The 25,036-nt window shown below is 69.7% G+C and carries 18 protein-coding genes; 8 read left to right on the top strand and 10 right to left on the bottom strand.

Features of this window, described 5'->3' with window-relative positions:
* Positions 1 to 70: 70 nt before the first annotated feature.
* Complete coding sequence (locus tag ACFYPC_RS23280) at positions 71 to 2,683, bottom strand: ABC transporter permease/substrate binding protein (RefSeq protein ID WP_388679318.1); 2,613 nt, start codon at positions 2,681 to 2,683, stop codon at positions 71 to 73.
* Positions 2,676 to 3,755 (bottom strand): glycine betaine/L-proline ABC transporter ATP-binding protein, encoded by a 1,080-nt coding sequence (locus ACFYPC_RS23285; RefSeq protein WP_388679321.1) that lies wholly within the window; start codon positions 3,753 to 3,755, stop codon positions 2,676 to 2,678. Before ACFYPC_RS23285 ends, ACFYPC_RS23280 begins: the two co-directional genes overlap by 8 nt.
* Positions 3,756 to 3,956: 201 nt before the next feature.
* Between ACFYPC_RS23285 and ACFYPC_RS23290 the strand changes: the two genes are divergently transcribed.
* The 3 genes from ACFYPC_RS23290 (at position 3,957) to ACFYPC_RS23300 (ending at position 7,773) form a co-directional block, all read left to right on the top strand.
* Positions 3,957 to 4,886: a 5'-3' exonuclease H3TH domain-containing protein gene (locus ACFYPC_RS23290; protein WP_388679489.1), complete on the top strand. Its 930-nt coding sequence runs from the start codon at positions 3,957 to 3,959 to the stop codon at positions 4,884 to 4,886.
* Positions 4,887 to 4,948: 62 nt separating this feature from the next.
* Positions 4,949 to 5,785 carry a siderophore-interacting protein gene (locus ACFYPC_RS23295; protein ID WP_388679323.1) on the top strand — a complete coding sequence of 279 codons (837 nt, stop codon included), beginning with the start codon at positions 4,949 to 4,951 and terminating at the stop codon, positions 5,783 to 5,785.
* A gap of 422 nt (positions 5,786 to 6,207) precedes the next feature.
* Entirely contained in the window at positions 6,208 to 7,773 is a 1,566-nt protein-coding gene (locus ACFYPC_RS23300) for an amino acid permease (RefSeq protein WP_388679325.1), read from the top strand.
* Between the two features lie 89 nt (positions 7,774 to 7,862).
* Here the strand turns inward: ACFYPC_RS23300 and ACFYPC_RS23305 are convergent, their stop codons facing one another.
* Positions 7,863 to 8,177, bottom strand: coding sequence for a hypothetical protein (locus tag ACFYPC_RS23305; protein WP_388679327.1), 315 nt, complete (start codon positions 8,175 to 8,177; stop codon positions 7,863 to 7,865).
* A 255-nt stretch (positions 8,178 to 8,432) separates the two neighbouring features.
* Here ACFYPC_RS23305 and ACFYPC_RS23310 point away from each other — a divergent pair, with 255 nt between their 5' ends.
* A complete protein-coding gene (locus ACFYPC_RS23310; RefSeq protein WP_388679329.1) occupies positions 8,433 to 9,401 on the top strand; it encodes an RluA family pseudouridine synthase in 969 nt (322 codons plus the stop codon).
* Here the strand turns inward: ACFYPC_RS23310 and ACFYPC_RS23315 are convergent.
* The 6 genes from ACFYPC_RS23315 to ACFYPC_RS23340 all read right to left on the bottom strand — a co-directional run bounded on the left by ACFYPC_RS23315 (position 9,395) and on the right by ACFYPC_RS23340 (position 14,997).
* Positions 9,395 to 10,864, bottom strand: coding sequence for a cytochrome P450 (locus ACFYPC_RS23315; RefSeq protein ID WP_388679492.1), 1,470 nt, complete (start codon positions 10,862 to 10,864; stop codon positions 9,395 to 9,397). The two genes, ACFYPC_RS23310 and ACFYPC_RS23315, sit on opposite strands and share 7 nt — an antisense overlap.
* A gap of 145 nt (positions 10,865 to 11,009) precedes the next feature.
* A complete protein-coding gene (locus tag ACFYPC_RS23320) occupies positions 11,010 to 11,630 on the bottom strand; it encodes an ATP/GTP-binding protein (RefSeq protein ID WP_388679331.1) in 621 nt (206 codons plus the stop codon).
* A complete protein-coding gene (locus tag ACFYPC_RS23325) occupies positions 11,611 to 12,075 on the bottom strand; it encodes a DUF742 domain-containing protein (RefSeq protein ID WP_388679334.1) in 465 nt (154 codons plus the stop codon). Before ACFYPC_RS23325 ends, ACFYPC_RS23320 begins: the two co-directional genes overlap by 20 nt.
* Complete coding sequence (locus tag ACFYPC_RS23330) at positions 12,072 to 12,479, bottom strand: roadblock/LC7 domain-containing protein (protein ID WP_365434670.1); 408 nt, start codon at positions 12,477 to 12,479, stop codon at positions 12,072 to 12,074. The genes ACFYPC_RS23325 and ACFYPC_RS23330 overlap by 4 nt, the downstream gene beginning before the upstream one ends.
* Positions 12,476 to 14,065, bottom strand: a complete 1,590-nt coding sequence (locus tag ACFYPC_RS23335; RefSeq protein WP_388679337.1) for a sensor histidine kinase — start codon at positions 14,063 to 14,065, stop codon at positions 12,476 to 12,478. Before ACFYPC_RS23335 ends, ACFYPC_RS23330 begins: the two co-directional genes overlap by 4 nt.
* Before the next feature lie 305 nt (positions 14,066 to 14,370).
* Positions 14,371 to 14,997 carry a TetR/AcrR family transcriptional regulator gene (locus ACFYPC_RS23340; protein ID WP_388679340.1) on the bottom strand — a complete coding sequence of 209 codons (627 nt, stop codon included), beginning with the start codon at positions 14,995 to 14,997 and terminating at the stop codon, positions 14,371 to 14,373.
* Between the two features lie 215 nt (positions 14,998 to 15,212).
* Here ACFYPC_RS23340 and ACFYPC_RS23345 point away from each other — a divergent pair, with 215 nt between their 5' ends.
* The 4 genes from ACFYPC_RS23345 (at position 15,213) to atzF (ending at position 21,961) form a co-directional block, all read left to right on the top strand.
* The gene (locus ACFYPC_RS23345; RefSeq protein WP_388679343.1) at positions 15,213 to 16,037 is read left to right on the top strand and encodes an urea amidolyase associated protein UAAP1; all 825 of its coding nucleotides are present in this window, start codon (positions 15,213 to 15,215) and stop codon (positions 16,035 to 16,037) included.
* Positions 16,034 to 16,633 (top strand): urea amidolyase associated protein UAAP2, encoded by a 600-nt coding sequence (locus ACFYPC_RS23350; RefSeq protein ID WP_388679346.1) that lies wholly within the window; start codon positions 16,034 to 16,036, stop codon positions 16,631 to 16,633. The genes ACFYPC_RS23345 and ACFYPC_RS23350 overlap by 4 nt, the downstream gene beginning before the upstream one ends.
* A complete protein-coding gene (locus ACFYPC_RS23355; RefSeq protein ID WP_388679348.1) occupies positions 16,630 to 20,160 on the top strand; it encodes a 5-oxoprolinase/urea amidolyase family protein in 3,531 nt (1,176 codons plus the stop codon). The genes ACFYPC_RS23350 and ACFYPC_RS23355 overlap by 4 nt, the downstream gene beginning before the upstream one ends.
* 139 nt (positions 20,161 to 20,299) lie before the next feature.
* Positions 20,300 to 21,961 carry an allophanate hydrolase gene (atzF, locus tag ACFYPC_RS23360; RefSeq protein WP_388679351.1) on the top strand — a complete coding sequence of 554 codons (1,662 nt, stop codon included), beginning with the start codon at positions 20,300 to 20,302 and terminating at the stop codon, positions 21,959 to 21,961.
* Between the two features lie 178 nt (positions 21,962 to 22,139).
* Here the strand turns inward: atzF and ACFYPC_RS23365 are convergent, their stop codons facing one another.
* Complete coding sequence (locus ACFYPC_RS23365) at positions 22,140 to 25,001, bottom strand: DEAD/DEAH box helicase (protein WP_388679352.1); 2,862 nt, start codon at positions 24,999 to 25,001, stop codon at positions 22,140 to 22,142.
* Between the last annotated feature and the right edge of the window lie 35 nt (positions 25,002 to 25,036).

A 25,036-nucleotide genomic window follows, 5' to 3' on the forward strand; every position in this document is an offset into this window, starting at 1 on the left:
ACCCGCGCGGCAAAGGTCCACCCCTCACCGAAAGACCCTTCGCCGAAGAATCTGGGACCTACTTGGCGGACTACTGCGGAGTCATCCGCTCCACCATGTCCGGGTGCTCCTTGAGCCACGCGGCCACGGCGTCCTCCTCATGTCCCTGGCCCTGGTCCTTGATCTCGGCCTCCAGGCTGCCGAGTTCGTCCTCGCTCATCCTGAAGTTCTTGATCCACTCGGCGAGTTGCGGATACTGCTCCGGGAAGTTCTTGCTGGAGATCGTCCGGATCGTGTTGCCCTCGCCGAACAGCTTCTTGTCGTCCGCGAGCTTGGTGAGGTCGTACTCGCTGTAGGCCCAGTGCGGCGACCACAGGACGACGGCGACGGGCTCCTTCTTGGCGTACGCGCGCTTCAGCTCGGCCAGCATCGCGGGCGTGGAGCCGTCGACGACCTGGTACTCCTTGTCCAGGCCGTAGCCGGGAAGCACCTTCGTCTTGAGCAGGTTCATCTCGCCGGTGCCCGGCTCGATGCCGATGATCTTCCCGCCGAAGGTGCTGCCCTTGCCCTTGAGATCCGCGAGAGACTTGACGTCCTTCACGTACGACGGGACAGCGATCTCCAGCGAGGTCGGTTCGTACCAGGTGCCGAGGTCTCTCAGGTCGTTCTTGTGCTGATCCCAGTAGTTGGACTGGGCGTACGGCAGCCAGGCGTCGAAGTTGAGGTCGAGATCGCCGGAGGCCAGTCCCGTGTAGACCGGGCCGACGTCCATCTGCTTCAGGTTCATCGTGTAGCCGCGCCGGGCCAGGACGTTCTTCCACAGGTAGGTGACGGCGACGTCCTCGTCCCAGGGGAACCAGGCGACGTCCAGCGCGCGCTTCGTCTCGGCACCGGCCGCGGCGCTCTTGACCGGGGCGAGCTTGTCGACGACGCCGGGGTTCTTCTTCAGCCAGGCGCGCACGGCGTCCTGCTGCTTGCCCTGGCCTGCCTTGTTGATCTCCGACTCGAGGCTGGTGAGCTGCTGCTCGGTCATCTTGAAGTTCTTGAGCCACTCGCCGACGACCGGGTTCTCCTGGGCGAAGCCCTTGCGGGAGAGCGTGTGCACGCCGTCGCCCGAGCCCCAGGCGCCCTTCGGGTCCTTGAGCTTCTTCAGGTCGTAGTCGCTGTACGCCCAGTGCGGCGACCACAGGGTGACGACGACGGGCTCCTTCTTGGCGTACGCGCGCTTCAGCTCGGCCAGCATGGCGGGCGTGGAGCTGTCGACGACCTTGTACTCCTTGTCGAGCCCGTACTCCTTGAGGACCTTGGTCTTGAGCAGGCTCATCATTCCGGCGCTGGACTCGATGCCGGTGATCTTGCCGCCGAACTCGTCGGCCTTGCCCTTGAGATCTTCCAGGGAGTTGATGTCCTTCATGTACGAGGGCACGCTCAGCTCCAGCGACGTGGGGCCGTACCAGGAGCCCAGGTCGTCGAGTTGCTTGCCGTACTTCTTCCAGTACTGCTCGTGGGTGGTCGGCAGCCAGGAGTCCGTCTCGAAGTCGATGTCGCCCTGGGCGAGCGAGGTGTAGAGGGGGCCGGCGTCGAGCTGCTTCGTCTCGACTTCGTAGCCGCGCTGCTCCAGGATCTCCTGCCAGAGGAAGGTGGAGGCTATGCCCTCGTCCCAGGGGATGTAGCCGATGGTGATCTTCTTGCCCTGGCCGACGTCCTTGCCGTCGGCGGCGGCGGTGGACGTGGTGGCGCTGCCGCCGAAGATGCCCATGCCGCCCGCGACCAGCGCGAGCACGACGACGCCGACGACGGCCACGGCCGGGCGGGGGCGGTAGGACCAGATCTTCAGGCCCTGCGCGGCCCGCAGCCTGGCGGAGGTGCGACGGCCGAGCGGCGAGACCTGGGTGCCCAGGGCGCTGGTCATCCGGTCGAGGTAGATCGCCAGGATGACGATGGCGACACCCGCCTCGGAGCCGAGGCCGACGTTCAGCTGGCCGATGGCCTGGTTCACGTCGCCGCCGAGTCCGCCCGTGCCGACCATGCCGGCGATGGCGGCCATCGACAGGCCCAGCATGATGACCTGGTTGACGCCCGCCATGACGGTGGGCAGGGCCAGCGGAAGCTGGATGCGCAGCAGGGTGTCGCGCGGGGTGGTGCCGAACGCGTCGGCGGCCTCGACCAGCTCCTTGTCGACCTGGCGGATGCCCAGCTCGGTCATCCGGACGCCGGGGGCCAGCGCGAAGATCAGGGTGGCGACCATGCCCGCGGGGGCGCCGGTGCCGAAGAACAGGATGGCCGGGATGAGGTAGATCATCGCGGGCAGCGTCTGCATGAAGTCGAGCACGGGGCGGACGACACTGCTGACCCGGTCGGAGCGCGCCGCCCAGATGCCCACGGGCACCGATATGACGAGGGCGATGACGGTCGCGACGAGGACGAGCGAGAGGGTCACCATCGCGTCCTCCCACAGTTCGAGGGAGTCGATGAAGGCGAATCCCACGAAGGTGAGGACACCGGCGGACGTACCGCGCAGCCAGAACGCGATCACGGCGAAGATGGCCGCGAGGAGGAGCGGTTCGGGGGCCTGGAGAACGGCGTTGACACCGTCGTAGGCACCGTCGAACACGGTCTTGAGGAAGTCGAAGAGCCACGCCATGTGGTTGAGCAGCCAGTCGACGGTGTCGTTGACCCAGTCACCGAACGGAATCCTAGGCACCGGCCGTCACCGCCTTGTCGCGCGGCGTGCCGCAGCGGACGGGGGTCCCCTGCTCATCTCCCAGGTAGCCGACGAGCCGCTGTCTCGGGACGACCCCGACCAGTTTCTTTCTCTTGTCGAGCACCGCGACGGGGTGCGAGACGCGGGCGCTGATCGCGCAGAGTTCGTTGAACGGCGTGGCGGGCGTGGCGGTCTCGCAGGCGCAGTCCGCCTCGTCGCCGCTCAGGTCGGTGTCCATCACGGACTCCGCGGTCAGCACACGGGAGCGGTCCACGTCCTGGGTGAAGGAGGCGACGTAGTCGTCCGCGGGGCGCACCAGGATGTCCTCGGCGGTGCCGATCTGGACGATGCGGCCGTCGCGCATGACGGCGATCCGGTCGCCGAGCCGCATGGCCTCGTTGAGGTCGTGCGTGATGAAGACGATGGTCTTCTTGAGCTTCTTCTGGAGTTCGATCAGCTGGTCCTGCATGTCGCGGCGGATCAGCGGGTCGAGGGCGCTGAAGGACTCGTCCATCAACAGCAGGTCGGCGTCGGTGGCGAGCGCGCGTGCCAGACCCACGCGCTGCTGCATACCGCCCGACAGTTCGTCGGGCCAGGACTTCTCCCAGCCCGCGAGGCCGGCCAGCTCCAGGGCCCGGGTGGCACGCTCGTCGCGCTCGTCGCGCGGCACGCCCTGCACTTCGAGGCCGTACGCCGCGTTCTCGTGGACGCTGCGGTGCGGAAAGAGCGCGAAGTGCTGGAAGACCATGCTGATCTTCCTAGCCCGGACCTCGCGCAGGTCGCGGGCGCTGAGCTGCGTCAGATCCTGACCGTCGAAGCGCACATGGCCCGCGGTCGGCTCCAGCAGTCCGTTGAGCATCCGCAGCAAGGTCGACTTACCGGAACCGGACAGGCCCATGACGACGAAGGTCTGGCCCGGCTCCACCGTGAAGGAGACGTCGAGCACCGCGGCGGTGGTGCCGTCGCCTCGGAGTTCCTCACGGTCCGCTCCCTGACGGAGCCGTTCCATCGCCTCTTCGGGTCGTCTGCCGAACACCTTGTACAGGTGCTCGGCTTCTAGCCTGGATGACACGTGTGCCTCTCGTCCGGACGGTTTGAGCGCTTCGACGGTGGAGCGCTCGATCGATTGGTCCTCTGCAGCTCGGTCGTACGACGGTTGAAGACGCAACCGGCTGTGTTTCAGAGGCCGCCCCTGCCCCCGCTTGTGCGGAGCAAACACAAGAGTGGTTCAGGTCACTGCCGGAGGCGGTCGCTGTCAGTGCCGTACGGCATGATGCGGAGCGTGACCAGACGCCTGATGCTCCTCGACACCGCCTCCCTTTACTTCCGGGCCTATTTCGGGGTCCCGGATTCCGTGAAGGCCCCGGACGGCACGCCGGTGAACGCCGTGCGCGGGCTGCTGGAGTTCATCGACCGCCTGGTCAGGGACCATCGTCCGGACGACCTGGTGGCCTGCATGGACGCGGACTGGCGCCCTCAGTGGCGGGTCGATCTCATCCCGTCCTACAAGGCGCACCGCGTCGCGGTGGAGACCGAGACCGGCCCGGACGAGGAGGAGATCCCCGACACCCTCTCCCCGCAGGTGCCCGTCATCGAGGACGTCCTCGACGCGCTGGGCATCGCACGCGTGGGAGTGTCGGGGTACGAGGCGGACGACGTGATCGGCACCTTCACCGGACGCGCCACCGGCCCGGTCGACATCGTCACGGGCGACCGCGACCTGTACCAACTGGTCGACGACAAGCGGGAGGTCCGCGTCCTCTATCCCCTCAAGGGCGTCGGCCTGCTGCAACTCACCGACGAGGCGTGGCTGCGCGAGAAGTACGGCGTCGACGGCCCGGGGTATGCGGATCTGGCGCTGCTGCGCGGCGACCCCAGCGACGGACTGCCCGGCGTCCCCGGCATCGGGGAGAAGACGGCGGCCAAGCTGCTCGCCGAGTTCGGTGACCTGGCCGGAATCATGGCAGCGGTGGACGACCCGAAGGCCAGGCTGACTCCCTCGCAGCGCAAGCGCCTCGACGAGTCACGGCCGTACGTCGCCGTGGCTCCCACGGTCGTCAAGGTCGCCGGAGACGTCCCTCTGCCGGACGTCGACACCGCGCTGCCACGCGTACCGCGCGACCCGGCGGCGCTGGACGAGTTGGCCGTACGGTGGGGTTTGGGCGGTTCGTTGCACAGGTTGCTCTCGACTCTTCAGGTTTGAGGTGTTAACTGGAGAGAGGTGCTAACTTAGGTAAGCCTAAGCTCGTCACATGGGAGGCCGTCATGGCAGAGCGTCCGGAACGCAGGACTCCGAAGCCGCACACCGCGCGGGTGGTGCGGACCGAGCGGCTGACCCCGCACATGCAGCGGGTCGTCCTCGGCGGCGAGGGCCTCGCCGAGTTCACCGCGGGCTCCAGCACCGACCACTATGTGAAGCTGCTGTTCGGCGCGGAGGGTGTCAGCTACCCCGAGCCGTTCGACATGAAGGTCATCCGCGAGGAGTTCCCGCGCGACCAGTGGCCCGTGACCCGCACGTACACGGTGCGCCACTGGAACGCCGAACACCGCGAACTGACCCTCGACTTCGTGGTGCACGGCGACGAGGGCCTCGCCGGGCCCTGGGCCACAAAGGTCCAACCGGGCGAGCTCGTACGCTTCCTGGGCCCCGGCGGTGCGTACGCCCCCGACACGAGCGCGGACTGGCATCTGCTCGCCGGTGACGAGAGCGCCCTGCCCGCGATCGCCGCCGCTCTGGAGGCGCTGCCCGCGGGCTCCGTGGCCCATGCCTTCGTGGAGGTCTCGGACCGCGACGAGGAGCAGAAGATCGACTCCGATGTGGACGTCGTCTGGCTGCACCGGGGAGAGCGGCCCGTCGGCGAAGCGCTCGTGGAGGCCGTGCGCGCCCTGGAGTTTCCCGAGGGCCGGGTGCACGCGTTCGTGCACGGCGAGGCAGGCTTCGTGAAGGAGCTGCGCCGGCTGCTGCGGGTCGAGCACGGGTTCCCGCGCGAGGACCTGTCGATCACCGGCTACTGGCGGCTCGGGCACAACGAGGACGGCTGGCAGGCGTCGAAGCGGGAGTGGAACGCGAAGGTGGAGGCGGAGCAGGAGACGTCCGCCTGATCACAGGGAGACATGCACAGCAGAGGCGGCCACGCGTCACGCGGGCCGCCTCCTGACGTTTCCGGGCGGGCTGCACCGAACCATTGCCAGGACCTCCGCCTTCCGCGGACCGGGACCGGGGTGACGTGGTCGGTCGGTGGAAGTGCTCGCGCCGGCGAGCGCCGAACTCCCTTCGGTCATCGCCCAGTTGAGCGGATGGAAGCCAGTCGGTGTGCCGCATCCGGGACGGTGCACCGAACGCTCCCTCGGAGCAACGGCGGCTCTCCCGTACGGGCGTGAGGACTTAGGCCCGCCGCGGACATGACCGCGTCACGCGAGCGAAACAGGCCCTCCCTAATTTCTGTCACCCGACAGGAATACCGCCGGGACAGGAATACCGCCGGATTACCGCCCACCCTTCCGCGCCGAAGGCAGGTGCCACCGTGACCACCACCGCTCCCTCCGACGTACGCCCGGACCCACCGGAATCCACCGGCGACCAATCCCTCGCCGAGTTCGGCTACCGCCAGGAACTGCACCGCAGCCTCGGCCGGTACGCCTCGTTCGCCGCCGGGTTCTCCTTCATCTCCGTGCTGACGACCGTCTTCCAGTTCTTCGCCTTCGGCTACGCGTTCGGCGGCCCTGTCTTCTTCTGGACCTGGCCGGCCGTCCTGGTGGGCCAGCTGCTGGTGGCCGCGTGCTTCGCTGAACTGGCCGCCCGTTATCCGATTTCGGGCTCGATCTACCAGTGGTCCTCGCGGCTCTCGAACCTCTCCTTCGGGTGGTTCGCCGGCTGGATCATGGTGATCGGGCAGATCGTGGTGGTCGCGGCGGCGGCGCTCGCGCTGCAGATGGTGCTGCCCGCGATCTGGTCGGGTTTCCAGCTGGTGGGCAGCGATCCGACGCCCACCAGTGCCGACGGCGCGGCAAACGCGGCGGTCTTCGGCGTTATCCTGCTCGCCCTGACCACGCTGGTGAACCTGCTCGACAACCGGGTGATGTCCATGGTCAACCGGGTCGGTGTGACCGCCGAGATCATCGGCGCGGCCCTGATCATCGTGCTGCTGCTGACCCACTCCGAGCGCTCCCCCGGCATCACCTTCCACTCCGCCGAGGGCAGCACCGGCCTGTTCGGGGCGCTGATGGTGGGCTCCTTCATGGCGGCATACGTGATGATCGGCTTCGACAGCGCGGGCGAGATGAGCGAGGAGACCCGCGATCCACGCCGTACGGCACCGCGTACGATCCTCACCGCGCTCGGCGCGGCGGGCCTGCTCGGCGGCCTGATCGTCCTCGGCGGACTGCTCGCCGCCCCGAGCCTCACGGACGGCCGCCTCGGGGTGGAGGGCCTGAGCTACGTACTGACCAGCACCCTCGGTGACGGAGTCGGGCGCGCCCTCCTCGCCGACGTGGTGGTGGCCATCGCGGTGGCCACCCTGGCGATCCAGACGGCCGCCTCCCGCATGCTCTTCTCCATGGCCCGCGACGGCCGGCTGCCCTTCTCGGCCCGCCTGGCCAAGGTCAACCCGCGCACCGGCATGCCCAACGCCCCTGCCCTGGTCGTCGGCGTCCTCGCGGCCGCCGTACTGCTCCTCAACTTCGCCTCTCCGGAAGCGTTCCTGGCCATCGGCACCACCTGCATCGTGATGCTGTACCTGGCATACGCGATGGTCACCGGACCGCTCCTCGTGCGGCGACTACGCGGGCAGTTCCCCGGCCCGGACGGCGTCGACGAAGAGGGGCGTCCCCTCTTCTCTCTCGGCCGCTGGGGCGTCCCGGTCAACGCGATCGCCCTCGTCTACGGCCTCTTCATGACCGTCAACCTCGCCTGGCCCCGCGCCGCGGTGTACGACCCGGCCGGCGGGCACTGGTACTTCCAGTGGTTCACCGTGCTGTTTCTCCTGGTCACCGTAGGGCTCGGCTTCCTGTGGAGGGCCCTAGAGGCCCAACGGGGGCGCTCGGCGGCGGAAGTCGCCCCTGTGGAGTCCCTCCCGACACCGACCCCCTAGCGAACCGTCATCGGGAGGCGCAACGCGGCTACGGACGGCGTCGCGGGGGCGGGCCCCGGCCAGCCGGCACGGGGCCTTCTTCGCCGTGGTTAGAAGCGGTCTGTGCAGGTCAGACAGATGTGGGCCGCATTCCACTTGGCGAGGGACATCCGGTACCGGGCCGCCGCTGCCTGTACGACCGCACCCCACACCAGACCGCCGACCGCGACCAGCAGGCCGAGCAGGACCTCGCCCGACGCCGTGAACGCGATGCCCGCCAGCACAGCCAGTAGCGCCATCCACACCTTGGCGTCGGGCTCCGACGGCGGCTTGTACGTGTCCCGCAGCGGCGACTCGGCCGGCAGGCTCTGCCAGTAGTGGGCGAGATTCACTATGTTCCCCGACTGGCAATTCATGCGGTGCATACCAACCCCCCGAGATTCAGCGGCAGTTGAGCGAAGGTTCAGGGGGCTGGGGAGGGGGCGGCAAGGCTACCGGCAAGTGTGTGAGCGGGGCCACAAACCGGGCGTGGCAAGGGCCTCATATGCATCAGGCATGACCCTCAGGTAGTTGCGCGGTCACGCTTCGGGAAGCTCCGGCCCAACCTTCGCGGACATGGTGAAAGGGGAGGCAGGTGGCGGGAGGCGCGGGACGCGGTTCCCGCCTCGTACGCTGGCCGGGTGAGACGTAGATCCAGGATCCCGCCCTCCCCCCTGCCGCAGCGTGACGGGGTCGACCCCGTACGGCTCAGGCTGCCGGAGGGCGGGGGGTGGGTCACCGTGCGGGAGCATCTGGTGGAGCGGCTCGCGCCGCCGGCCGAGGTGATCGACCGGATGCTCGCGGACGGGCTGGTCGTCGCGGCGGACGGGCGGCCGGTGGCGGGCGACACGGCGTATGCGCCGGGGATGTTCCTGTGGTTCCACCGTGAGCCGCCGGACGAGGAGCGGGTGCCTTTCGCGCTCGACATCGTGTACCGCGACGAGCACATCGTGGTGGCCGACAAGCCGCACTTCCTCGCCACCAATCCGCGCGGAAGTCATGTCAGGGAGACCGCCCTCGCCCGGCTGCGAGTGGACCTCGGTATCCCGGCGCTCGGCGCCGCGCACCGCCTCGACCGGCTGACGGCCGGGCTCCTGCTGTTCACGGTGCGGCCCGAGGAGCGCGGCGCGTACCAGACGCTGTTCAGCGCGAAGCTGGTCAGGAAGGAGTACGAGGCCCTCGCCCCGTACTCCCCCGACCTCGCTCTGCCGCGCACCGTCCGCAGCCGGATCCTGAAGGAGCGCGGTGTGATGGCCGCCCGGGAGATCGAGGGCGAGCCGAACGCCGTCACCAGGGTGGAGCTGCGCGACCGTCGCGACGGCGTCGGGCGCTACCGGCTGACGCCCAGCACCGGGCAGACCCACCAGCTCCGGGTCCACATGAACGCGTTGGGCGTGCCGATCCTCGGCGATCCCCTCTACCCCGTGGTGACCGGCCCCGTGCCGTCCGGAGACTTCCGGCGTCCGCTTCAACTGCTGGCGCGGAGGCTGGAGTTCACCGATCCGATCACGGGGCACGAGCACCGGTTCGTCAGCGGGCGGGTACTGGAGGCCTGGACTTCGTACGACGACTGGACGTCCCCGGGCCCCCTTGAGGGGTCGACTCAGTAGCCGCGCCACCAGCGCAGGAAGCGCTGCCAGGCGCCGAGGCGGTGTGCGGGCTCCGGCGCCGGAGCGGGCTGCGGGGCCACCGGCTGCGGCGCGGGCGCGGACGACGCCGAGTCCTCCGTCGTGACCTGCCAGTTCGGCCGCTGGCGCGGCATCGCGTGAAGGGCGGGCAACTGGGTGACGTCCTGCTGGGGTTTCGGCTGGAAGCGCACCGGCAGCTCGACCAGGTGGCGCGAGGACATCGATGCCCGCCAGCGCAACTCGTGTTCCTCGCAGTCGAGTTGGATGTCGGGTACGCGCATCAGCAGCGCGTCGACACCGACGTCGGCGATGGCACGGCCGATGTCCTGGCCGGGGCACTCGTGGGGACCGCCGCCGAAGGCGAGGTGGGACCGGTTGCCCTGCATGTTGGCGGCGAGGTCGGGGCGCACCTTCGGGTCGATGTTGCCCGGCGCGATCCCGAAGAGCAGTCCGTCGCCCTTGCGGATGCGTTTGCCGCCCAACTCCGTGTCCTGCTTGGCGAAGTAGCCCAGTACGGCGCTGAACGGCGGCTCGTCCCACAGGGACTGCTCGACCGCCTCGGGCACCGTCATCTGCCCGCCGTTCAACTGAGCGCGGAACCGCGGGTCGGTGAGGACCATGCGCAGCACGTTGGCGATCAGGTTGGCGGTGGCCTCGTACGCGGCGAGCAGCACGAGCCACAGGTGCTGGGTGACCTCGTCGTCGGTGAGCCGCGCCGGGTGATTGATGAGGTGGCTGGTGAAGTCCTCCTCGGGCTGGGCGCGGCGGCGGGCCGTCTGCCGTGCCAGGACGCCCTGGACGTACTCGTTGCTGGCGATCGCCGTCTCGGTGCCCTTGAGCAGGTCGCGAGTGGCATGCACGATGCGGTCGTTGAACTCCTCGGGCATGCCGAGGATCTCGCACATCACGGCCATCGGCAGATGCTCGGCGAACTGGCCGACCAGGTCGGCACTGCCCTGCTCGCAGAACTCGTTGACGAGGCGCTGGGTGGCGCGGTTGATGTGGCGCCGCAGACTGCGGTGGTCGATGGTCGACATGGCGCCGGTGACCGCTCCGCGCAGCCGCAGGTGCTCGTCGCCCTCGGCGTGCGAGCAGATGGGCTGCCAGGCGATGTGCGGCGCGAGCGGGTGGTCGGGGCCCGCCGTGCCGTCCTGGACCGCGGTCCACAGGCGGCTGTCGCGCGCGTAGTGCGAGGGGGTGCTCACCATGTGCAGGTTCTCGCCGTGGCCGAGCACCATCCAGATCGGCACGTCGTTGTGGAGCAGCACGGGGGCGACGGCGCCGTGTTCGGCGCGGAGTTTCTCGTAGAGGGCGCCCAGGTCCTCCGCCTCCGGTCCGTACATCCGGCGCACCCCGCCGGGACCGAGGCCGTGGGCGGGGCAACCGGGTGGCGGTTCGAGCGTGAGGTCGTCCGTACCGGTGGGGGACATACCTGTTGGGGACATACCGGTCGGGGAGTGGGATTCAGGCGTCACGTGATCGCTCCGAAGCTGAAGTAGATCCGGTGTCTTGGGAGTTGTCCGGTGTCTCGGGAGTTGGTGTGCGTACGGGCCGGTGCGGGGTCGCGTCTTTGTCGGTGCCGTACGGGGATCAGGCGCCCGGCGAGGTCATCGCCAGTGAGTGCAGGAAGCGCATCAGCGTCATCAGGACGTCCCGGCTGGAGGCCCTGCGGCGTGCGTCGCACTGCACGATCGGGATCTCCTCGGCCAGGTCGAGCGCGGACCGCAGATCCTCGATCGGGTAGTCGGGTGCGTCCGGGAAGGTGTTTATGGCGACGACGAACGGCACACCGCGTTCCTCCAGGCGGCCGATCACGTCGAAGCTGACCTCCAGGCGGCGGGTGTCGATCAGCACGACCGCGCCGAGCGCTCCCTCGAAGAGGCCGTTCCACAGGAACCAGAAGCGCTCCTGGCCCGGCGTTCCGAACAGGTAGAGCACCAGCTGTTCGGTGATCGAGATGCGGCCGAAGTCCATGGCGACGGTGGTGGCCGTCTTGGTCTCGGAGCCGTAGTTGTCGTCGACTCCGATCCCGGCCTGCGTCATGGTCTCCTCCGTGGTCAGCGGCTTGATCTCGCTGACGGAGCCCACCATGGTCGTCTTGCCGACTCCGAAGCCGCCGACGATGACGATCTTCACGGCTGCCTGGGTCGTGTGCGGCAGATGGTCCTCGGCGCGAGGGCCCGTGATGGTGTCAGAGCTTTTGAAGTCCATGCATCACCGCTTCGAGGAGGGAACGGTCGGGGAGCGCCGAGCGGACGATCGGGGCGCGCGCCTGTACCAGTTCGGCCGCCAGCAACTCGGTGAGCAGCACGGTCACCACGCTGACCGGCAGGTTGAGATAAGCCGATAATTCGGCCACGGACAGGGGTGCCGTACAGAGCCGGACCAGTGCCGACTTCTCCGGCTGGGCGTTGGGCGGCGGCGCCTCGGCACGCGCCACGATCAACGTGACCAGGTCGAGGGCCGCACGGTCGCCGCCCTCGGCCCCGCCCGTGAGCAGGTATAAGCGCTCGGGGTTCTTCGGGTCCTGACCTTCCTTGGGAGATCCCTCGTTCGGGGGTCCCCCCTGGGAGGGATCCTCGGGGAGGAGTCCCTCGTCGGGGGGTCCGGCAGGTTCTTCCTTGGGGTAGCGCCGTCGGCGTTGCGGAGGAGTCATACGGTCTGCCCGTTGCGCCGGGGCGGACTCGTCAGGTGGGCTCCGATCCGGACGACGAGGTCGCGCATGCGGTTGCTCATCAGTCCGGGCTCCGCGGTCTGGTTGGCGAGGACCGCGAGATAGGCGTTGGGGCCTGCCGACATCAGGTAGAAGTAGCCGCCGTTGATCTCGATGATGACCATGCGCATCCGGCCGTCGCTGTTGGGGATCTCGCCCGCGACGGCTCCGGCCAGGCTCTGCAGGCCCGCGCAGGCCGCGGCGACGCGGTCGGCGGCGTCCGGGTCGCCGCCGTACCGGGCGATGCGCAGTCCGTCGGCGGAGAGCACCACGATCTGCTGGACGCCGGGGACGCCGTCGGCGAGTTCCTTCAGCATCCAGTCGAAGTTGGCACGCTGCTGGATCACTTGAGGTCCCCTTCGTCGTCGGCCTCCACAGGGGCCGGCTTGGTGTTCGTGCCGGATGCGGCGGCCGGGTCCGGGTCGCCCTTGAGCCCTTCCATGAACGCCTCGACCCACAGGCCGGGTTCGGGTTCCTTCTCCTCCGGTACGGGCGTGGCCGCCCACGCGGGAGCCGCGGCGGCGGCCGCTTCCGCGGCGGCGGCGTCCGCCCGGGCCTCGGCGACCCGCTGATGGAAGGAGACCTTGACCCGGCTGCGGCGCTGCGGCAGGCCGTTGGCGGTCCACTCGGTGACCACGGGGGCGTCGTCCTCCATGGCGCCGAGGGGGGTGGAGACCCGGGGGCCGGTGGTCGGGCGGCGCTTCTTGGGCTTGCGGTTGGGGCCCTCGACGCCGCCGGTGTCCATGGTCGGGACGGAGGCGATGCCGATGCCGTGCGCGAGGCCGGGAGCATCGTCGGTGGTGAGCATGGCGCGCGGCGCGACCAGGACGGCGCGGACACCGCCGTATGCGGACTGCCTGAGCGAGACCTGCATGTTGTACATCTTCGCGAGCCGGCCGACGACGGCCATGCCGAGCCGCGGGGTCGCGCCGAGGGAGTCCATGTCGACACCGAGGGCGGCCTGCCGGAGCAGGTCCTCGGCCTTGTCACGGGCCTCGTCGCTGAGGCTGACGCCGCCGTCCTCGATCTCGATGGCGATGCCGGTCTGCACCTCGAGGGCGGTGACGTGCACCTTGGTGTGCGGCGGCGAGTAGCGCGTGGCGTTGTCGAGGAGTTCCGCGACGGCGTGGATGAGCGGTTCGACGGACACGCCGTTGACGGCGACCTCGACGACGTTGTGCAGCTCGATGCGGCGGTACTCCAGGATGCGGGACATCGCGCCGCGCAGCACGCTGAACAGCGGTACGGGCTCGGGCCACTGACGTCCGGGGCGACCGCCGCCCAGGACCGCGATGGAGTCGGCGAGGCGGCCGATCAGCGCGGTGCCGTGGTCGATGCGCAGGAGGTCGTCGAAGACCTCGGGGTTGCGACCGTGGTCCTCCTCCATCTCGCGGAGTTCCTTGTTCTGCTGGTGGACGATCGCCTGGACGCGCCGGGCGATGTTGACGAAGGCGCCCTGCGCGGAGTCGCGCATCGCCTCCTCGCGGTCGATGATCTTGAGCACGGTCTTCAGCAACTCGCGCTGCGGCCCGGGGAGTTCGCCGAGGTCCGGGTCGGTCTCGGGGAGGGTGCGGATCACCTCCGCCGGAGACACTCCGGCATGCAGTCGTGCGAGCCCGACGGGCAGCACTTCGTGGGTGAAGAACAGGATTTCCTGGTCATGGGCTGCGATGCGCTGTTCCAGGTATGCGGTGCGTCGGGCCAGGTCGGCGCGCAGATCACGGGCGACGCGGCCGCGCCGGACGGCTTCGGCGCCGATCGCGATGACCAGGAGCGTCGCGATGGCTCCGCACCAGCCGACGGCGGCGCGGGCCGGATCCGTCACCACGGCGACGGCGGCTCCGGTCGCCGCGGCCATCACTATGGCCGGCAGCAACAGCACGCGCGCGTAGGGAAGTTCGCGGCCACCGGGAGGCGATTGAACACTCACCATGTATGCCCTCTGAGACAAATCGACTGGGGAATCGGGAGGTTTGCAGGGGAAACGGCATGCATCAAACTGGATCTACGTAACTTTTGCGAACAAGCGCACGAATACACCTCAACTCGGTGCGCTGCGGGCGAGCTTAGTCCGACCGGATCATCGCCGTGTCATATTCAGCAAGCACCTGAAATCGCCTTCGCAACAGGAGTACTCTCAGCTCCATTTACACGCTGCGGCTTCGATCGAACACGGCGTGTGACGACGTACAGGCATGCGAACCGCACCCGAGCGGGCCCGAGTTGTCAGATTCCGGCTCAGACTCCGGCGATGCGGAGGGCCGCGTCCGCGGTGGCCTCGGCGAACGCGGACACCGGCCGTTCCGGGTCGGAGCGGTGGACGAGGATCACGCCCTCGATGAGGCCGAACACCAGATCCGTCCGCAGATCCAGCTCACCTTTGGCGAGCAGACCCCCGACCGTCGTCGCCGCGAGCAACTGCCGGTAGGTGTCCTTGAGTTCGGCGCGTACGGCATGGAAACCCGCGAAGCGTTCGGTGCGGACCTCGGGCAGCAGATAGAGCCCGCCCAGATTGTGCGGGCCGCCGCAGAGCAGCTCGACGTCCTTGCGGCACAGCTCCCAGAGACGACCCTCGGCCGGGGTCGCGTCGGCGGCGAGGAGTTCCCGGGCGAGGGCGAGCGAGGGCGTGACCGTGGACTCCAGGAGCTCGGCGAGCAACTCCTCCTTGCCGGAGACGTAGTGGTACATCGACGCCTGGCGCATACCGGCCAGTTCGGCGACGGCACGGGTGGTCGTGGCGGCGTACCCCCGGGTCGTGAACAACTCGGCGGCGGCGTCGAGCAGTTCGTCTCGCGGCGACAGACCACTGTCCGGCCGCTGATCCACCCGCGGCCGGCCGACCCGTCGTCCACCACCGGTTCCCATGTGTTCGATCCTCGCACACCGGGTCACCCGGCGATCACCGTGAGGGATCGGTAACGGGACGGCAACGCACGAGACACGGCACCGACCCTCGCCGCTCCTAATTTCTGTCGAGCGACAGAAATGACGTCGACGCACAGAAACACCGGAGAACGTCGACCCGACAGATCCGCCGGAGATCGTCGACCGACACATACACCGGAACCGGAGGACCCGCGATGGCGACAGCAACCCCACACGGCGCACGCGCCCACGCCCGCTCCCAGGGCGGGACCCGCACCGAGGCCATGCCCGTCGTCCCGGCGAGCGGCTGGCCCGCGCCGCCCTGCGAGGCGGGCCATCTGGTGTGGGCGGAGACGGTGGCGGGCGGCAACTACACACACAAGGTGCTGGCCCGCGGCACCGAGCTGCGCCTCACCGACCTGACCGGCGACGCCTGCGCGCATCTGCTCCTGTACGTCGCCGACCGCCCGTGGGAGCGCCTGAACGTGGCGGACACGGTCAAGGTCCAGTGGAACGCGTATCTGGGCGAGGGACAGCTCCTGCTGTCCGACCAGGGCCGCGTGCTCGCCTCGCTGGTCGCCGACACCTCCGGACGGCACGACGCACTGTGCGGCACCTCCACACTCGTACGGAACACCGAGCGGTACGGCGACGGGGCGCCGCAGTCCGCGTCGCCGGCCGGGCGCGAGCTGTTCAAACTGGCCGCGGCCAAGAACGGGCTCGAACCACGCGATCTGCCCCCCTCGCTCTCCTTCTTCCAGGGCGTGGCGGTACGCGACGACGGCTCCCTCGACTTCACCGGCTCGGCCGGTGCGGGCGGCAGCGTGACCCTGCGGGCCGAGCAGGACATCACCGTGCTGCTCGCGAACGTGCCGCACCCGGCCGATTCGCGTGCGGAGTACGTCAGTTCCCCACTGGAGGTGCTCGCCTGGCGCTCGGAGGCGACAGGGCCGGGCGACCCGCTGTGGGAGGCCACACCCGAGGGCCGCCGCGCCTTCCTGAACACCGCCGAATTCCTTACCGCTAGGGGGCTCATATGACGTCCGTGGAAGTACCGGCCCGCGCCGCCTGGTCCGCCGTCGTGAGCGGGGGCGGCACGCTCACCATCACCGACCTGCACGGCAACCAGGCCGTGGACTTCCTGGTGTACGACGCCCACGACAAGGCCGTCCGCTACAGCGCGCCCGACACGATCCACGCGCAGGGCAACCTCTTCCTCACCACCGGCAGTGTGCTCATGTCCAACGAGCACACCCCGCTGATGACCGTCGTCGAGGACGAGGTCGGCCGGCACGACACGGTCGGCGGTGCCTGCTCCAAGGAGTCGAACACGCTCCGGTACGGGCATCACACCTGGTCACAGCACGCGTGTGTGGACAACTTCCTCGCGGAGGGCGCCAAGTACGGCCTGGGCAAGCGGGATCTCGTCTCGAACATCAACTGGTACATGAACGTGCCGGTGGAGCAGGACGGCACCCTCGGCATCGTCGACGGCATCTCCGCCCCCGGGCTGAAGCTGACCCTGCGCGCCGAGCGCGATGTGCTCGTACTGGTCTCCAACTGCCCCCAGATCAACAACCCTTGCAACGGCTTCGAGCCGACCGCGGTCCGGATGACCCTCGGGGCGCCGGAATGACCTTCGACACGCTGCTGATCGCCAACCGGGGCGAGATCGCGGTCCGGATCATCCGGACCGCGCGCGAACTCGGCCTGCGCACGGTGGCGGTGTACTCCGACCCGGACCGCTCGGCACCCCACGTAAGACTGGCCGACGAAGCGGTGCGGCTCGGCCCCGCGCCCGCCAAGGAGTCGTACCTCGACGCCGAGCTCGTCCTCAAGGCGGCGAAGGACACCGGCGCCGGGGCGATCCACCCCGGCTACGGCTTCCTCTCCGAGGACGCGGCCTTCGCGCGGCGCTGCGAGGAGGCGGGGATCGTCTTCGTGGGTCCGACGCCGGAGCAGCTGGAGCTGTTCGGGGCCAAGCACACGGCGCGGGCGGCGGCGCAGGCGTCCGGAGTGCCCCTGGCGCCGGGCACGGGACTGCTCGCCGGCCTGGCGGAGGCCCTGCGCGAGGCCGGACACATCGGGTACCCCGTGATGCTCAAGGCCACCGGCGGCGGCGGTGGCATCGGTATGTCGGCCTGTCGCTCGGCCGAAGAGCTGACCGAGGCCTGGGAGAGCGTGCAACGCGTCGCCGCGGCCTCCTTCGCCTCGGCGGGGGTGTTCCTGGAACGGCTGGTGGAGGGCGCCCGCCACGTCGAGGTGCAGGTCTTCGGCGACGGCCAGGGCCATGTCGTCACCTTCGGCGACCGCGACTGCTCGCTCCAGCGCCGCAACCAGAAGGTCCTGGAGGAGGCTCCCGCACCGGGCCTGCCTCCTTCCGTGCGCGAGCAACTCGCCGCGGCGGCACGCGACTTGTGTGCGTCGGTGGACTACCGCTCGGCCGGAACCGTCGAGTTCGTGTACGACGCCGCCCGCGAGGAGGCGTACTTCCTGGAGGTCAACACCCGTCTCCAGGTGGAGCATCCGGTCACCGAGGAGGTCTACGGGGTCGACCTCGTCGCCTGGATGCTGCGCCTGGCGCGCGGTGAGTCGGACGTCGTACGGGACCCGGGGCCGCCGCGCGGTCACGCCGTCGAGGCCCGGGTGTACGCGGAGGACCCCACGCGCGAACACCGGCCCAGCGCGGGCCTGTTGACGCGGGTCGAGTTCCCCGACGGCGAGGGCGTCCGGGTGGACGGCTGGGTGGAGACGGGGACGGAGGTCACCACCTCGTACGACCCAATGCTCGCGAAGGTCATCGCGTACGGCTCGGACCGGGCGCACGCCCTGGAACGGCTCGACGAGGCACTGGCCAGCACCCGGGTCGACGGGATCGAGACGAACCTCGGGCTGGTGCGCGCGGCGCTGTCGCAGGAGTCCTTCCGGCGCGCCACGCATTCGACGGCGACGCTCGCCGAGGTCGCCGATCCGACCCCGCGCGTCGAGGTCGTCTCGGGCGGAACGCTCACCACCGTCCAGGACTGGCCGGGCCGCACCGGCTACTGGCAGGTCGGGGTGCCGCCGTCCGGCCCGATGGACGACCTGTCCTTCCGCCTCGGCAACCGGGCCCTGGGCAACCACGAGGGCGCACCCGGCCTGGAGTGCACGCTTCAGGGCCCGGCCCTGCGCTTCACCCACGCCACCACCGTGTGTGTGACGGGCGCTCCGGCGCCGGTCACCGTGGACGGTACGGCGGTCGCGCAGTGGGAGCCGGTCACGGTGCCGGCCGGGGCCGTACTGGAGATCGGCGCTCCCGCCGACCACGGACTGCGCGCGTATGTTCTCTTCGCGGGTGGCGGCCTGGACGTGCCCGCGTTCCTGGGCAGCGCGTCCACCTTCACGCTGGGACGGTTCGGCGGGCACGGAGGGCGGGCGCTGCGGACGGGGGACGTGCTGCACGGAGGCTCGGTGGCGCCGGGCACTCCGGTGCCGACCGCCGACCGGCCGGTCTTCGGGTCGAGCTGGCATGTCGGCGCGCTCGAAGGTCCGCATGCCGCACCGGAGTTCTTCACCGAGGAGGACATCCACGACTTCTACGGCGCGGAGTGGAAGGTCCACTTCAACTCGGCGCGCACGGGCGTACGGCTGGTCGGTCCGAAACCCCGCTGGGCACGAAAGGACGGCGGCGAGGCGGGCCTGCACCCCTCCAACATCCACGACACGCCCTACTCGGTGGGCGCCGTCGACTACACGGGCGACATGCCGGTGCTGCTCGGCCCGGACGGCCCCTCGCTCGGCGGCTTCGTCTGCCCGGCCACGGTCGCACGCTCGGAACGCTGGAAGCTGGGGCAGCTTCGCCCCGGTGACACGGTTCGGTTCGCACCGGTCGCCGATGACGGCTCGACGCGGGCCGCGATCGTCGACGGCGGCGTACTCGCGCGGGACGGCGACGTGACGTACCGGCGCAGCGGCGACGACAACCTGCTGGTCGAATTCGGCCCCATGCAACTGGACCTGGCCCTGCGCATGCGGGTGCACGCCCTGATGGAGGCGGTGACCGCAGCCGCGCCGGCCGGGGTCACGGACCTCACCCCGGGCATCCGTTCCCTGCAGATCCAGATGGACCCGCAGCGTCTGCCGCAGCGTGAACTCCTCGCGGCCGTAAGGCAGATCGTGGATGCGCTCCCGCCGAGCGACCAACTGGTGGTGCCCTCCCGCACAGTTCACCTCCCCCTTTCCTGGGACGACCCCGCCACCCGTGAGGCGATCGCCCGCTACATGGCCGGCGTTCGCGACGACGCACCCTGGTGCCCGTGGAACATCGAGTTCATCCGCCGCGTGAACGGCCTCGACTCGGTGGACGACGTGTATCGCACAGTCTTCGACGCCGAGTACCTCGTACTGGGCCTCGGCGACGTGTACTTGGGCGCCCCCGTCGCGACACCCCTGGACCCGCGCCACCGTCTCGTCACCACCAAGTACAACCCGGCGCGCACCTGGACCGCGGAGAACTCGGTCGGCATCGGCGGCGCCTACCTCTGCGTCTACGGCATGGAAGGCCCCGGCGGCTACCAGTTCGTCGGCCGTACGACCCAGGTGTGGTCGCCCTGGCAGCAGCGCGGCGCGTTCGAGCAGGGCTCGCCCTGGCTGCTGCGCTTCTTCGACCGCGTCAAGTGGTACCCCGTCGAACCCGACGAACTCCTCGAACTGCGCGCCGACATCATCTCCGGCCGCTTCGTACCACGTATCGAGGAGGGCGAGTTCTCCCTCGCCGCGTACGAGTCCTTCCTCGCCGAGAACGCCGACTCCATCGGGGAGTTCCGGGCCCGGCAGGGCGGCGCATTCGCCGCCGAGCGGGACGCCTGGGAGGCGGCCGGCGAGTTCACGCGGGCGGAGGCCGTGTCGACCCCGACAGCTCCGGCCGCCGAGGTGACAGTTCCCGCCGGCGGCCGCCTGGTAGAAGCCGATTTCGCCGCCTCCGTATGGCAGTTGAACGTCCGCCCCGGCGACGAGGTGACCCTCGGCCAGCCCCTCCTCTCCTTGGAGGCCATGAAGATGGAGTCCAGAGTTCCCGCCCCGATGAACGGCGTGGTGACGGAAATCCTGGCGAAGCCGGGGGACCAGGTGGAGGCGGGGACCCCACTGATCGTGCTGGCACCGGCGAGTCCAGCGGTGTTTTGAAGTCCCCCGGGTCGGTGTGCGGGCAGCACCATGAAACCGGCCTGGTGGTCTGTGAGCAGGCGTTCCGCACGGCGGAACGGGTGGGCACAGACCACGCACCGCCCGCAGTCGAGCACGAGACCCGAGGCAAGGAGCACAGATGTCGTCCCTCACCCAGACCCGTGTCCAAAGGGCCTACGCCCGCATCGCAGAGGTCGACCGCCCCGAGGTCTGGATCAACCTGCGCCCCCAGGCGGAGGTAGAGCAAGAGGCGCGCGTCATCGACGGGCGAATCGCCGCAGGCGACCGCCTCCCCCTCGCAGGCAAGCTCTTCGCCGCGAAGGGCAACATCGACGTGGCAGGCCTCCGGACCACCGCCGGCTGCCCGGCGTACGCGTACACCCCGGAGGGCGACGCCCCGGTGGTCGCCCGCCTCCGCGCGGCCGGCGCGATCGTCCTCGGCACCACGAACCTGGACCAGTTCGCCACCGGCCTGGTCGGCACCCGCTCGCCCCACGGCGCCGTACGGAACGCCCTCGACCCGGCCAGGATCAGCGGCGGCTCCAGCTCGGGATCGGCGGTCGCCGTCGCCCTGGGCATCGTCGACCTCGCCCTCGGCACGGACACGGCGGGCTCGGGCCGCGTCCCCGCCGCCTTCAACGGCATCGTGGGCCTCAAGCCGACCCGCGGCCTGGTGCCCACGACCGGTGTCGTCCCCGCCTGCGCCTCACTGGACTGCGTGACCGTCTTCGCCCGTACGCTCCCGGAGGCCGAGCAGGCCCTCGCGTACATGGCCTCGCCGCCGACCCGCGATCTCCCCGCACTCCGCCTGCGGACGCCGGGCCCCTGGCGTGTCGCCGTGGCCACCCCGGCACAGCTCGGCGAGCTGGACGAGGGCTGGGCGGCGGCGTACGAGGGGGCGGTCGACCAGCTCAGGTCGGCCGGCGCCGAGTTGCGCACCATCGACCTCAGCCCCTTCACCGAGGCCGCCGCGATGCTCTACGAGGGCGCGTTCGTCGCCGAGCGCTACACCGCTGTAGGAAGCTTTGTCGACAAGTTGATCGGCGAGGGAGGTGCGGGCCTTGATCCGACGGTCGCCGGGATCATCACCCGCGCCCGGGACATTCCGGCCCACCAGCTCTACGCCGACCAGGACCGTCTGGCGGCCCTCCGCACCCGCGCCCTCACCCAACTCGGTGACGCGGACGCCCTGTTGCTGCCCACTGCTCCGGGCCACCCCACTCTCGCCGCGGTCGCCGCCGACCCGCTGGGCGCCAACGCCCGCCTGGGCCGCTTCACCAACTCCACGAACCTCTTCGACCTGGCGGCGGTCGCCGTCCCCGCGGGCACCGTGGGCGGACTGCCCTTCGGCGTGATGGTGATCGGCCCGGCGTTCACCGACGAGCGCCTCGCCCGGATCGCCCGCCTGCTCCAGCCGCAGCTCCGGGTCGCGGTGGTGGGCGCACACCTGTCGGGCCAGCCGCTCAACGGCCAACTCCTCTCCCTGGGCGCCGAGTTGGAACGTACGACAATGACGGCACCCGCCTACCGCCTGTACGCACTGTCCACCACACCTCCCAAGCCCGGCCTGGTCCACATCGGAGAAGGCGGCGCCGCCATCGAGGCCGAGGTGTGGCGGCTCCCCGCCGAGGGCCTGGGCCGCCTGCTCGCCGAACTCCCCCGCCCGATGGCCCTGGGCCGAGTCGAACTGGCCGACGGCAGTCACGTCCCCGGCTTCCTGTGCGAGCCGTCCGCGCTCGAAGGAGCCGAGGACATCACGAGGTACGGAGGCTGGCGCTCCTATCTCCGGGCCCGTACCTGAGAATTCAGCCCCTCCGGCACTCGATGAGCGGGGGTCCAGGAGCAGAGCCCCCTGGCGGGCCTGGGGCGGAGCCCCGGAAGAACGGGAAGGGCAGGGGCGGAGGGGGGCGAAAAACTCCCCCACTCCCCCACTCCCCTACCCACCCGCACCACCAGAACCACCGACCCCCGCCCAAAGGTCACCCCACCGACGAGTAAGCCACCACTCCTCGCAGCAGCCCGTCCACCGCCTTACGCGCGTTCTTCGCGACCGTGGAGCCCGCCGCCCCGGAAACAGGCGCCGCGGCCGAGATCTGCCCCAGCACGTCGATCACCTGCTTGCACCACCGCACAAAGTCCCCCGCAGGCATCTCCGCCTCGCGCAGCACCTCATCGAGCCCCTTGCCGGAGGCCCACTCGTAAGCGGCCCACGCGAACCCCAGATCGGGCTCGCGCTGTCCGACACCCTCGGTCTGGGTGATCCCGAAGTCCTCCTCCAGGGCATCGAGGCGCCCCCAGATCCGCACCATCTCACCGAGCGCGGCCTTCGCCTTGCCGGACGGCACTTTCGGCGCCATCGCATCGTCCGCGACCCGGGACTCGTACACCAGCGCCGAGATGCAGGCGGCGAGTTCGGGCGGACTGAGCCCCTCCCAGACCCCGGCCCGCAGGCATTCACTGGCAAGCAGGTCGAGTTCGCCGTACAGCCGCGCGAGCCGCTTGCCGTGTTCGGTGACCTCGTTGCCCCGCAGGTAGTCGAGCTCGGTCAGGAGCGCCACGATCCGGTCGAAGGTGCGGGCGATGGTGTTCGTCCGGCCCTCGATACGCCGCTCCAGTTGCGAGGTGTCGCGCAACAGCCGGTGATAGCGCTCGGCCCAACGGGCGTGGTCCTCACGGTCGTTGCACCCGTGGCAGGGGTGCGCCCGGATAGCCGTGCGCAACCGCGCGATCTCTCGGTCGTCTGCGGCTTCGGCCCGCTTCTTGCGGTGCCGGTCGGCGACGATGTGTCCGGCCTTGGTGCGCAGCGCGGACGCCAGATCGCGGCGCGACTGCGGTGAGCGCGCGTTGAAGCTCTTCGGGATCCGCATCCGCTCCAACGCCTCGACGGGCACCGGGAAGTCCATCGAGGCCAGCCGCTTCACCTGGCGCTCGGCGGTGAGCACCAGCGGGCGCGGGCCGTCGTGCTGCTCGAAGCCCCGGTGGCCGTTGGACCGCCCGGCGGGCAGCCCGGGGTCCAACACCAGTGCGAGACCCGCGTACTTGCCGGTCGGAACGTGGATGACATCGCCGGGCTTGAGCTTCTCGAGCGCGACGGCCGCCTCAGCGCGCCGCTGCGCCGCGCCCTGCTTGGCCAGCTCGGTCTCACGGTCCTTGAGCTCGCGGCGCAGCCGCATGTACTCCTCGAAGTCCCCGAGGTGACAGGTCATCGACTCCTTGTAGCCGTCGAGACCCTCCTCGTTGCGCTGCACCTGCCGGGAGATCCCGACGACCGACTTGTCGGCCTGGAACTGCGCGAAGGACGTCTCGAGCAGCTCGCGCGAACGATGCCGCCCGAACTGCTCGACCAGGTTGACCGCCATGTTGTACGACGGCTTGAAGCTGGAGCGCAGCGGGTAGGTGCGGGTGCCCGCGAGTCCCGCCAGGTGATCGGGGCTGATGCCGCGCTGCCACAGCACCACCGCATGGCCCTCGACATCGATGCCGCGGCGCCCTGCACGGCCGGTGAGCTGGGTGTACTCACCTGGTGTGATGTCGGCGTGCTGCTCGCCGTTCCACTTGACGAGCTTCTCCAACACCACCGAGCGGGCCGGCATGTTGATGCCGAGCGCGAGGGTCTCGGTCGCGAACACCGCCTTCACCAGGCCGCGTACGAACAGTTCCTCGACGACCTCCTTGAACGTGGGCAGCATGCCCGCGTGGTGGGCCGCGATGCCGCGCTCCAGGCCCTCCAGGAACTCGTAGTAGCCCAGGACGTGCAGGTCCTCCGTAGGGATGGAGGCCGTTCGCTCCTCGACGAGTTCGCGCACCCGCACGCGGGCGTCGTCGTCGTTCAGTCTCAGGCCTGCGTACAGGCACTGCTGGACGGCGGCCTCGCAGGCCGCGCGGCTGAAGATGAACGTGATGGCGGGCAGCAGCCCTTCGGCGTCCAGCCGTTCGATGACCTCGGGCCTGCTCGGTGTCCACACCCGCGAGCGCTGTCTGCGCTCGCGCTCCCGGTCCGCGTCGCGCATCGCGCGGCCCCGTCTGCGGTCCTGGTAGGACGGACGGCTCGCCTCCATCCGCGCCAGGCGCGTGAGGTCGGGGTTGACGGCCTTCTTGTGGCCCTCCCCCTCCTCGAAGAGGTCGTACATCCGCCGTCCGGCGAGCACATGCTGGAACAGCGGCACGGGCCGGTGCTCGGAGACGATCACCTGGGTGTCGCCGCGCACCGTGTCCAGCCAGTCGCCGAACTCCTCCGCGTTCGACACCGTCGCCGAGAGCGACACCAGGGTCACCGACTCGGGGAGGTGAATGATCACTTCTTCCCAGACGGCGCCCCGGAACCGGTCGGAGAGGTAGTGCACCTCGTCCATCACGACATAGCCGAGTCCAAGGAGGGTCTGTGAGCCCGCGTACAGCATGTTGCGCAGCACCTCGGTGGTCATCACGACCACCGGAGCCTCGGAGTTGACGCTGTTGTCGCCGGTGAGCAGGCCGACCTTGTCCGCTCCGTAACGGCGGCAGAGATCGGCGTACTTCTGGTTGGAAAGTGCCTTGATCGGCGTCGTGTAGAAGCACTTTTTGCCCTGCTGGAGGGCGAGGTGGACGGCGAACTCGCCGACGATCGTCTTGCCGGAGCCGGTGGGCGCGGCCACGAGTACACCCTTGCCCGCTTCGAGCGCCCGGCAGGCCTCGATCTGGAAGGGGTCGAGGCCGAAGTCGTACATCTCGCGGAAGCCGGCGAGAGCGGTGGCCTGCTCGACAGCGCGCTTCCGTGCTGCCGCGTACCGCTCGGCCGGAGAGAGGTCCTCTGTCATCGTGCTTTCGAGACTACCGGGAGCCACTGACAACAGGACGATCAATATCCGGATCCACGTCTGTGAAACCCCAGATCCCA

This window comes from Streptomyces sp. NPDC005808 (genome assembly GCF_042871385.1).
In the GTDB taxonomy this organism is placed as follows: domain Bacteria; phylum Actinomycetota; class Actinomycetes; order Streptomycetales; family Streptomycetaceae; genus Streptomyces.

Bases quoted from the DNA above. Each gene is read 5' to 3' on its own strand.
- ACFYPC_RS23290 (WP_388679489.1), top strand. From the start codon at position 3,957: ATGCGGAGCGTGACCAGACGCCTGATGCTCCTCGACACCGCCTCCCTT.
- ACFYPC_RS23295 (WP_388679323.1), top strand. From the start codon at position 4,949: ATGGCAGAGCGTCCGGAACGCAGGACTCCGAAGCCGCACACCGCGCGG.
- ACFYPC_RS23305 (WP_388679327.1), bottom strand. From the start codon at position 8,177: ATGCACCGCATGAATTGCCAGTCGGGGAACATAGTGAATCTCGCCCAC.
- ACFYPC_RS23315 (WP_388679492.1), bottom strand. From the start codon at position 10,864: ATGTCCCCAACAGGTATGTCCCCCACCGGTACGGACGACCTCACGCTC.
- ACFYPC_RS23320 (WP_388679331.1), bottom strand. From the start codon at position 11,630: ATGGACTTCAAAAGCTCTGACACCATCACGGGCCCTCGCGCCGAGGAC.
- ACFYPC_RS23325 (WP_388679334.1), bottom strand. From the start codon at position 12,075: ATGACTCCTCCGCAACGCCGACGGCGCTACCCCAAGGAAGAACCTGCC.
- ACFYPC_RS23335 (WP_388679337.1), bottom strand. From the start codon at position 14,065: ATGGTGAGTGTTCAATCGCCTCCCGGTGGCCGCGAACTTCCCTACGCG.
- ACFYPC_RS23340 (WP_388679340.1), bottom strand. From the start codon at position 14,997: ATGGGAACCGGTGGTGGACGACGGGTCGGCCGGCCGCGGGTGGATCAG.
- ACFYPC_RS23345 (WP_388679343.1), top strand. From the start codon at position 15,213: ATGGCGACAGCAACCCCACACGGCGCACGCGCCCACGCCCGCTCCCAG.
- ACFYPC_RS23350 (WP_388679346.1), top strand. From the start codon at position 16,034: ATGACGTCCGTGGAAGTACCGGCCCGCGCCGCCTGGTCCGCCGTCGTG.
- ACFYPC_RS23355 (WP_388679348.1), top strand. From the start codon at position 16,630: ATGACCTTCGACACGCTGCTGATCGCCAACCGGGGCGAGATCGCGGTC.
- atzF (WP_388679351.1), top strand. From the start codon at position 20,300: ATGTCGTCCCTCACCCAGACCCGTGTCCAAAGGGCCTACGCCCGCATC.